The sequence below is a fragment of the Lactiplantibacillus paraplantarum genome (assembly GCF_003641145.1).
Classification (GTDB): Bacteria; Bacillota; Bacilli; order Lactobacillales; family Lactobacillaceae; genus Lactiplantibacillus; species Lactiplantibacillus paraplantarum.
Genome location: NZ_CP032748.1, coordinates 22,432 through 32,446, shown reverse-complemented (window position 1 = coordinate 32,446; position 10,015 = coordinate 22,432). Strand labels below are relative to the sequence as shown.

The window sequence follows — 10,015 nt, the reverse complement described above, 5'->3', positions numbered from 1 at the left end:
TTGTGGTATAGCCAGACTTATTGAAGTCGCACTGGCAAACGTGTCCCCTTGGATTTAGACCCCAGCTTGTCCCCTAGGGCTTTAAAAATCGCACCGGCCATGATATAATAGTCATTAAACAATGATGACTTTTTTGTGGCGCTCACCGATTCCCGTTGGTGGGTGTTTTTTTATGTTCTATTTTATGTAACCAATATTACTCGTTGTTTGGTGATAAATCAACATTTCTTTTTATGTATCCTTGTATCCTTGTATCCTTGTATATTCATATCCTTGTATCTAAGTATCCTTGTATCCTTGTATCTAAGTATATTAGGATACTTGCAGTCAATCTTAATTTAACGGCTTTTGAGAAGAAATGTATCCTTGTATCCTTGTATCTTTGTATCTTTGTATGTTATCATCCTTGTATCCAAGTATCCTTGTATATTAGGATACTTAATTGGAGGTCAGTATAATGGGTGAAGTAATTACTTTTGGAAATTTTAAAGGTGGCACCGGTAAAACAACAAATGCCACGCTTGCATGCCTGGCACTAGCTCGTGCTGGTAAAAAAACGCTATTAATTGATTTCGATCCTCAAGCAAACGCTACAGATATTTACTTTAAAACCGCGGCTAATTTAGGCCACGATGATATTAAATTTAATCAAACCTTGCTTGCATCAATCCAAGAAGAGGACTTATCAAGATCGTTGGTTACTTTGGATAAAAACATTGACTTTATTCCATCAAGCGCAGATTTTTCATTGTACCCACGGATTATGGAAAAAAAGTTTAAAAATAATTATAAAGATAGAGTTACATATTTTAGCAAGCTACTTGCTTCACTAAAAGAAAAATATGATTTTGTGGTATTTGATTTGCCACCGACTATTTCCTTAATTTCTGATAGCGCCTTATACGCTTCAGATTGGGTTCTGATTATCCTTCAAACTCAAGAGCACAGTCTTCAGGGTGCCGAATCGTTTCTAAAATATATACAGGAACAGGTAATCGATGAATACGAAGCACCTAGTTTGAATTTACTCGGTATACTTCCTGTACTATTAAAGAATGGGGCGCCTGTTGATCACAGCACATTAGAAGTAGCAGAAGAAGAATTTGGGAAAGAAAACATGTTAAAAACCCTAATTCGTAATATGGAAAGAATCAAAAGATATTCAATCAGAGGTGTATTTCTAAAAGATCAGTTCGATAAAAAAATAATTAGATTATACGATTCTGTGGCACAAGAAATTATTGAAAGGGCGGACTAGCATGGTGGAACTTTTACACAATCCTAACTCAAATAAAAGCAAAATAATTCCTAGAAAATCGGCGCCCCAGCCCCAAAAAGAAATTTCCATATCTTCTCTAAACGAATCAAACAAAACGAAGTCTAAACAAATAGATGGTGTTACTTTTGATACTACGCTCAGAATTGACAATCATCTAAAAAACTTTATGAAAGCTATGGTAATTTTAGGGTATAGCTCAACTCAACAAAACGGATTAGCCCAATTACAAAAAACTTTTTTTGAATCGTTAACTGAGTCTGAACAAAATACGCTTACGACTCAAATACAGACTTTGGAAACCGGCGATGCTAACAAAGTAAAAAGTAAATAATCACGTGCTCTCAGACGACACGTTCACCTTTTAGATGTATACTTGTCCGTTTAAATTAAGCAGAATGCACACAAAAAAGTCCTCTATTATGCGGAATAGAGGGCTTTTCTGAAATCAGTACATACAGGCTTTGCTTAGGAGCGTTGCTTGTGTCCATTTAGGACATACACAATCATATAACAATCAATCAATGCTGTCACTTAACTTACTCAAAAAAGCCACCCACCTCGTGATGAGATGAATGGCTTTTTGGTTGTGTGGTAGATTGTAAAATTAATCCGAACGCTGTTCGGACAAAAAAGATCAGCTTCCTTTAAAATGGTGTTTACCACAAACCCATCTTTTAGGAGCTGATCTTTTGTCTAGTATAACCTATTCCGAACGAATTAAAATCGAAACCTTTTGTGAACTAGGGCTGTCCAATATCCAAATGGGCGTTCGGCTGAACCGATCACCGTCAACAATTTCTTATGAATTATCTCGATGTCAACCTTATCAGGCTGAATTAGCACAAACAGATGCCGAATACAAGCGATCACGATGTGGTCGGAAAACTAAGCTGAGCGATGAGTTAAAGCAAAAAATTCTCAACCATTTACGTCTAAGCTGGTCACCAGGAATGATTGCTCACGAATTTAAACTAGCTACTAAATCTATTTATAATTGGCTAAATCAGGAGAGAATTGGTTTCTCCTTGAATGATCTACCCGAACATGGCGTAACGTTGACCAACAATCCAAATATAATCAATCTTTGGGGCGATCAATTGAACAGCGCCCATGATGATTAATCAACGTAATCGCATCGGCGATTTTGAACTAGATACAGTCGTTGGTCCTCGTGGGCATAGTAAGGCAGTTTTATTAACTTTAATCGATCGCAAATCACGGTTCCTTTGGGCCTACCGGTTAAAAGATCGGACGACAGCGACTGTTAATGAAGCCCTAACTAAGTTCCTAACCACTTTTAATGGTGCGGTGCACAGCTTTACTGTGGACCGTGGCACTGAGTTTAGTGGGCTAGTATCACTTGAATCACAATATGGTATTAAGACCTATTACTGCCATGCTTATACGCCAGCTGAACGTGGTAGTAATGAACGCTTTAATCGGAATTGACGTTATTTTTATCCTAAAGGGACTCGTTTTGAGCACATTAGTGCTCAAAATTTAACGACGACGTTACTCCAAATTAACCAGCGACCGCTTAAAATACTCGACTGGCAAACACCGTATCAGGTTATGCTGACAAATTTGTCCAAAAATTCGGATTAAATTTGCAATCTACCACTCAAATGCCATCCATGCCGTTGAAAAATATTCAACCCGTAAGGCTGACGTCATGGTTTGTTTCTGCGTCATTGACAGTTGCTGCATTAAACGACCCTCTTTCATGTGACTGTTCATCTAAGTACAGACACATGATATATTCAACATATGTATATGTCAACATATAACGCCGATCAATGACTCCATGAAAGGTCTTGCAGCAACTTCTTAACAAACTAGTGCTGGTGGGCGTGTTGTTGACTTGACTGGGGCCGATAAGCGGCAACTAACCCTGTCACAGCGTCCAAAGTCATAATCAGACCCATTAACCACATCGCTGCCATATTGTGCATGGTACCAATTAGAATCAGCAGCACCACATTTAACGCCAGCATGAGCCAGCCCATTGTTTTCGACATTTGTTGCATGAAAATCCTCCTCAAGTGTATGGATAAGACCTATACCATTTTTCAATACTACTTTAGGTTAATTCTAAATTATGTTTATGGCAACCCTAAAAAGTGTTAAAATTCTTGTCAGAGGGGGAAATCACGATGAAAATCTATACGGACTATTTCTTTGATGAGCCAGCGTTTGATCTCCACGATGGCGGGTACGTGCCGCTTGAGGTCAGTGATGCGCCTGAGAAGCCCTTAAATGTGCCGCCGTTGTTGAAACCGGATAAAGAGACGGCGACCGACGTTTATTACACGGTGACAGCAGAGGCTGGGGAAACGCAACTGTTACCTGGGGCGAAGACCAAGACGTGGGGCTATAATACCAGTCTGTTAGGTCAGACGATTGTGTATCGCCGTGGTCAGCATACGCATGTGACACTGAAAAACACCCTGCCTGAGTTGACCACTTTTCATTGGCATGGGGCTAATGTCAGTGGCCCTTATGTTGATGGCGGATGCCATGCGCCGGTTTATCCGGGTGAAAGTAAGCATATCGACTTCACATTGGAACAACCGGCGACGACTTTGTGGCTGCACGCGCATCCGTGCCCATCCACAGCCGAGCAGGTTTGGCATGGTTTGGCTGCCATGGTGATTGTCAAAGACGACCATGAAGCCAGCCTGCCATTGCCAAGGAACTATGGCGTTGACGATATTCCGGTCATTTTGCAAGACCGGCGTTTTCATGAGAACAACCAGTGGGACTACCGGGCTGATTATGATCCTGACGGTGTTGCTGGGCCAACTGCAATGATTAACGGTGACATCAATCCCTATTTTGATGTCACCACGCAAAAGGTCCGGTTGCGTTTTCTGGATGGTGCTAATCGCCGTGAATGGCGGTTGCATTTTTCCGATGACCTGCCATTTACGCAAATTGGCGGGGATGGCTCACTGTTACCGGAGCCGGTCAAATTTACCCATTTGATGCTGACTTGTGCTGAGCGTGCCGAAGTGATTGTTGATTTTGGCCAATACCATGAAGGCGACGAGGTCACCTTATATACGGATGATGTGCCATTGCTAAAGTTCCGCATTCATGCGTTCAAACCGGATCAGACTACCTTGCCTGATAAGTTGTTCGATGTGAAGGCACCAGTGGTTGACCCGGCTTTGCCAGTTCGCCACGTTGTGATGCAGGGGATGGACGAAGGTGTTGCGATTGATGGTAAAAAGTTTGCCATGCAGCGGATTGATGCCACGCAACCAATTGGCAAAGCCCAGTACTGGGATGTTACCAATAGCAATGATGCGCCTGGAATGGTTCATCCATTCCATGTGCATGGAACCCAATTCTTAGTCTTGTCGCGGAATGGGCATGCGCCGTATCCAAATGAACATGGTTTCAAAGATACAATTGGCGTGAATCCTGGTGAAACGGTTCGGCTGCTGGTTCGCTTTGATTTGCCAGGGGTTTATATGTATCACTGCCATATCATTGAGCACGAAGATGGCGGCATGATGGCACAGATTGAAACATTCGATCCAGCCAAGCCAAAGCAAGAATATAAATTGATGGATATGGATACGTTAATGATGGCCTTGGCTAAAGAACGTGGCGTCAAACCATCTGAGATTTGGATGGGCGGTATGCAGTCTTATGAAAAAATGGGAATGAAAATGTAAACGTCCCACAATACTAATATAGAAAAAGATGATTTTAATATGCACTCTCCAACGATCAAACATCGCGGGGCTTTTGTCGCCACGTTACTGACAGGTACCTTTTCGATGTCAATTTCTCAGTCTTCTTTAAGCACCGCTTATCCTGCTTTTATGAAAGCTTTTGGTTTAGGAGCGGATACAGTTGCTTGGCTGACAACCGGCTTTATGTTGGTGATGACCTTGATGATTCCGGTTAGCCCATGGCTGTTGCATAATGTTACTTTCCAACGGCTTTTCCAAGCGATTGAACTCATTTTTGCCATTGGGACAGGCTTATGTATCTGGGCACCGAGTTTTACCGTGCTCATGATTGGCCGGTTGCTTGAAGCGATTGCGGTCGGGATTATTTTCCCGAGTTTCCAGACCGTGTTGCTGACGATTACGCCGCATAGTGAGCGTGGTCGGGTGATGGGCACGGCGGGATTGGTCATGGGCTCAGCCTTGGCAGTCGGTCCGATTATTTCCGGTGTTTTACTGACATGGTTCCCTTGGCAGGCTTTATTCTTGTTCTTCTTGGTCGTTTCGCTGCTTGTGCTGGCCGTTTCAACGGTGACCATTGCGTCTGTCATGCCATTGCAACCGACGCAACTGGACTGGGTCTCCTTCCTTTTATCCGCAAGTTTTCCAATTCTACTTTATGCCTTGGGTGCTTTGTCGAAAAAAGGTTTAACTGTTGGCGTGGTTAGTTTGTTGATTTTAGGCGTTCTGGCAGCTGGTATTTTCGTTGTTCGGCAATTGAATCGCCAACCACCAATGTTGCAAATGCGAGTTTTTGCCACTGGTATATTTACTAAAGCAGTGTTTATGACTGGAATTTCATACGTCGGTTTGATTGTCACCACCATTCTGATGCCGCTTTACTTTCAAACGCTACTTGGTTTGTCACCGTTGATTTCTGGCTTGTCCTTAGTGCCAGCTGCGGTGTTGCTGAGTATTTTGAATCCAATTAGCGGGCGCCTACTGGATCGCATTGGACCGCGTGTCGTGGCCATGATTGGCATGTTGTTGATTACTGGCGGCTTTGGTCTGTTAGCAGTCTTTGCCCATCATTTACCACTGATTGGGGCAATTATGTTGGCGATGGCGACTGAAGCCGGCAATGCCTTTGTGATGATGCCTTCAGTGACGGCTGGCGCGAATGCCTTGCCGAATGAGCTTGTGGCAGATGGCACTGCGGTCACAACGACGGCTCGTCAGTTATTCGGTTCTGCCGGTGTCATGTTCGCCACAGTGTTGTTGGAGGGCATGCAAAACACGCTGCGAAGTCATGCTGGCGGTTTTGCTGTTACCTTCGCTGTGTTTGCTGGCGTGGGCCTGATTGGCTTGCTGTTGGCGTTGACGTTACCAAAGGAAGTCGCGAAGAAAGCGGTATAGCTGCGAATTCGTGCTTAGTTGCAACAAAAATGACCGCCTACCAAAAAGTAGACGGTCATTTTTGTTGCAACTAAGCATGCTTGACTGGGTACTTAGCCGCAAATGATCAGGAGAGAAGCATCGCGACTAGGAAAGGAGGGCAACACGGTTGCTTTAGTCAACAAAGACCAGTTCGATAGTTTCATCTTCCGGTTTGATGTTGACAGATAAATGACGATTAAGGTCGGACACCAGTTTGCGTGCGAAGGCCATCTTCTCGTCGAATTCGGTCATGTGCGAAGTAAACGGGACGCTTTGGTAATTAAAGTTTTCGCCGATATAGCCCGGATCAGTCACGTAGCGCAAGTTGTTTTCGTCGTGGCGACTGCCCGGTTTCAGGACGGTATCCAAATACTGATAGAGAATCGTTGGATCGTAGTTCAGCGGCTTATCAAGGGTCGTGGAAAGCTTGTAGCCGGTTGCTTGACCAGCGAATTGTTCGTTGATTTGGACTTGGGTAAGGCTTTGATACAATTTCAAAACGATCACTCCTCTTCTTTTCACTTTTAGTATAGCAGTTATGGTAGATTGTAAAATTAATCCGAACAGCGTTCGGATTAATTTTACAATCCACCATAATAGTCTTGCATATTTAGATGTCCTTTCGGGGATAATCTGTGGGTATCGGGTGTGGCCGATGCCTTTTTTATTTTCCATTATATCAAAAGGCGGTCTAGTGAGAATCCGAAGATTCTCACTAGACCGTCTTATTTGTGGAGACTTATGTCACAGCCTCTTTTTGATTTATTCGTGATCCTAAACAGCAAGTTATAAGTGGTCGTTACAATTTCTATTTTGTAAACTCAAGTTCACCAAGAGCACGTTGGGCTGCTAAGTTCAATAGGCTCCACTGTCGGTCAAAGCCTGGCTGGAAGAAAAAGTCAGCTTCGGCTAAATCTTCCAGTTTTAATCCTTGTTGGATGGCTAATGAAATAACATTACCTTGGGCAGTGATATCATAAGTTGACAATACAGCACCACCTAATAGTTGATGAGTGTTTGGATTGTAATCCAGCTCTACGTAGACCTCTGTATTTCCCTTCTCCATAGGGACATAAGCTGGACGTAAAGTGTCTTTGTAAAAAGATGTGTTAATCTTAATATCGGCCTTTTGGGCTGTGGTCATATTCAGACCTGATGTGGCAAAGTGATAGTCGAAAACACTTAATGCTGATGAGCCGACCACTCCTGAAAATGGCATAGACGGTGTGTTCTCAAAGATGTGTTCCACTACATAACGGGCTTCACGTCGGGCAACCGTGGCTAAAGCTATCGGCATGTTCCTCTGAGCAGGAATTGAATAGGCCAACACCGCATCACCTATGGCATAGACATCAGGCAGATTAGTTCTCAAATATTTGTCAGTTTTAATCCACCCGCGCTTATCTAGTTCAACCGTTCCCTTTAACCAATCAGTATTAGGTTTAACTCCAACAGCTTGAATGATCAAGTCACTAGGATATTCTGCATCGTTGGTCTTAACAGCAGAAACCGATTCAGTCCCTTCATAGCATTCAATCTTAGCGCCAGTGACAACTTGAACGCCTTTGCTAGTCAATTCTTTTGATAAAATATCTGTTAATTCGGTATCTAGGTAGTTGCCCAGAGGCCGATTAATCATGTCGATTAATGTAACATTCTTTCCAGCTTTGATGCTGGCTTCAGCAGCTTCAACACCAATGTAACCAGCACCAATAACAGTAATATTTTTAACATCTGGGTCAGATAATTTTGCTTTGATCTTTTCTGCCCAATCCTTGCCGCGCATTGAATAAACGTTTTTTAGCTCATGACCAGGAACGGGTAAATCGTTTGGAGTTACGCCTGAGCTTAAGATTAATTTATCGTAATCATAGCTCTGTATCTTACCGGATCTTAAATCTTTCACGGTAACTTGCTTATTTTCTGGATTTATTTTGGTCACTTCATGATTGGCATATACTTCTGTCCCAAATTTTTCGAGATCTGCAGGTTTAAAATTACGGACATCATTAATACTCGTTACACTGTTTTCTAAATATAATTCCATACCACAGGACATAAAAGAAATAAAATCTCCCGCTTCGAATAGTTTAATATCTAGGTTTGAGTATTTGTGAGTAAGTTCCAAAACCGACTGATGGCCGCCGTGCGAGGCACCAACAACAATAACTTTTGTCTTCGACATAAAAAATATAGCCTCCTAATAGATGGGTGACAAATAATAAATCGTTAATGATGGCCATTTTGTTCTAAAGTACATTCGTGATGACGCAATGATTCACCGATATCTCATCCAGATACTAAGCCTTCTTCTCTCGAATGGAGCCCACCAGATCATCTGTAGCTGGAGCGTTCGCAAGCAATGCGCGAACATCATCAAGATTCACCTTAACATTCCAAACTAAAACACCAACTAACTTATCGGTATCTATGAAATAGACAAGCGATCCATGCGTTCGCCGATCAAAAATCAATTGCAATTTAGGATCAATATTACCGATTGCTTGCCAGGAAATATCAAAAATCATGGAATAGAAGTATGGGGTATGCTGATAGCTCATGTGAGCACCTGCCATATTACGGCCAACTAATTCACCAGAAAGTCGGGCATGGTCCACGTGCTCAATCCGTTGCCGACCCAAGATGTGATCTGGATAAGAGGCAATATCTCCCGCAGACCAGATGGCTGGGTCACTAGTATTGAGATACTCATTAACTTTCACACCACCATCAGCTAAATCCAAACAACTGTCTTCAGCTAAACTAATCCGCGGCGTAACGCCTAACCCAACAATGATCGTATCGGCTGCGATCACCGTACCATCCTTTGTCAATAGAGTCAAGTGGTCACCTTGGCGTTGATATGATTGGACAAACTGACCACTCATCAGTGTGACACCATTGCGTTTGAACGTGGCTTCATACTCAGTCCGAATAGACTCAGGAAATTTACCCTCACCCAGCGCTTTTTCTGGAAAAATCATCGTAACTTCAGTCTCATTTTGGGTCAGTGACGATGCGAGCTCTGTACCAACATATCCACCACCAATGATCACAACTCGCTTGTTCGGACCACTAAATTTACGTAACTTGCGATAATCTGACCACTGTCTAAAGACTAGCACATGTGGATCAGAAGGTCCCTGGATTTGTCTAGGTTCTCCGCCAGTTGCTAGCAATAGCTGTTCATACTTGATTTGCTCACTATCGGCCAATGTAATGACCTTATCTTGCCGATTAATAGCCGTAACCGTTGTCTTGAACTTAAAAGTCACATTGGGATAATTTTCAGCACCAATCTGAATGTTCTCTTCAGTAAATTCATCATCTAGCCATAGTTTTTTACTCAGTGCCGGTCGTTCATATGGGACATCCGCCTCTTGCGAAATAATTAAGATCTCACCCTCTGAATCTTCCTGTCGAATTCCCTTGATGGCATAGCCAGCAACCACTCCGCCACCAACAATGACGTATCGATAGCTGTTTGTCTGATCCAAATCACTCATCTAATCGCCTCCATAACTTTACTTTTTCTAGGATCATTGTAATATAAAAACGCCATGATTCGAAAAATAACGCTCAGAATTGTCAATCGTTGCTTGCTTTTATCAGAATAATA

The 10,015-nt window shown here is 42.7% G+C and carries 8 protein-coding genes and 2 pseudogenes; 5 read left to right on the top strand and 5 right to left on the bottom strand.

Annotation, left to right across the window (positions count from 1 at the left end; genetic code table 11):
* Window positions 1–457 precede the first annotated feature (457 nt).
* The 3 genes and pseudogenes from LP667_RS16410 to LP667_RS16395 all read left to right on the top strand — a co-directional run bounded on the left by LP667_RS16410 (window position 458) and on the right by LP667_RS16395 (window position 2,884).
* Window positions 458–1,258, top strand: a complete 801-nt coding sequence (locus LP667_RS16410) for a ParA family protein (protein ID WP_015639692.1) — start codon at window positions 458–460, stop codon at window positions 1,256–1,258.
* Between the two features lies 1 nt (window position 1,259).
* Window positions 1,260–1,610, top strand: coding sequence for a DUF5388 domain-containing protein (locus LP667_RS16405; RefSeq protein ID WP_011222016.1), 351 nt, complete (start codon window positions 1,260–1,262; stop codon window positions 1,608–1,610).
* A gap of 358 nt (window positions 1,611–1,968) precedes the next feature.
* Window positions 1,969–2,884 (top strand): annotated as a pseudogene (locus LP667_RS16395) (IS30 family transposase).
* A 12-nt stretch (window positions 2,885–2,896) separates the two neighbouring features.
* Here LP667_RS16395 and LP667_RS16890 read toward each other — a convergent pair.
* A pseudogene (locus LP667_RS16890) lies at window positions 2,897–2,986 on the bottom strand (cation transporter); the annotation flags it as partial.
* 128 nt (window positions 2,987–3,114) lie between these two features.
* Window positions 3,115–3,306: a hypothetical protein gene (locus LP667_RS16390; RefSeq protein ID WP_003576326.1), complete on the bottom strand. Its 192-nt coding sequence runs from the start codon at window positions 3,304–3,306 to the stop codon at window positions 3,115–3,117.
* Window positions 3,307–3,432: 126 nt separating this feature from the next.
* On the opposite strand from LP667_RS16390, the gene LP667_RS16385 reads away from it, so the two are divergent.
* Both LP667_RS16385 and LP667_RS16380 read left to right on the top strand, forming a co-directional pair.
* Complete coding sequence (locus LP667_RS16385) at window positions 3,433–4,962, top strand: multicopper oxidase family protein (RefSeq protein WP_024855733.1); 1,530 nt, start codon at window positions 3,433–3,435, stop codon at window positions 4,960–4,962.
* 39 nt (window positions 4,963–5,001) lie between these two features.
* Window positions 5,002–6,375: an MFS transporter gene (locus LP667_RS16380; protein ID WP_056988633.1), complete on the top strand. Its 1,374-nt coding sequence runs from the start codon at window positions 5,002–5,004 to the stop codon at window positions 6,373–6,375.
* 153 nt (window positions 6,376–6,528) lie between these two features.
* Here the strand turns inward: LP667_RS16380 and LP667_RS16375 are convergent, their stop codons facing one another.
* The 3 genes from LP667_RS16375 to LP667_RS16365 form a co-directional block, all read right to left on the bottom strand.
* Window positions 6,529–6,894 (bottom strand): hypothetical protein, encoded by a 366-nt coding sequence (locus LP667_RS16375; RefSeq protein WP_056988632.1) that lies wholly within the window; start codon window positions 6,892–6,894, stop codon window positions 6,529–6,531.
* A gap of 310 nt (window positions 6,895–7,204) precedes the next feature.
* On the bottom strand, window positions 7,205–8,581 hold the full coding sequence (locus LP667_RS16370) for an FAD-dependent oxidoreductase (RefSeq protein WP_024855732.1): 1,377 nt from the start codon (window positions 8,579–8,581) through the stop codon (window positions 7,205–7,207).
* Window positions 8,582–8,696: 115 nt separating this feature from the next.
* Window positions 8,697–9,902 (bottom strand): NAD(P)/FAD-dependent oxidoreductase, encoded by a 1,206-nt coding sequence (locus LP667_RS16365; protein WP_002825823.1) that lies wholly within the window; start codon window positions 9,900–9,902, stop codon window positions 8,697–8,699.
* Between the last annotated feature and the right edge of the window lie 113 nt (window positions 9,903–10,015).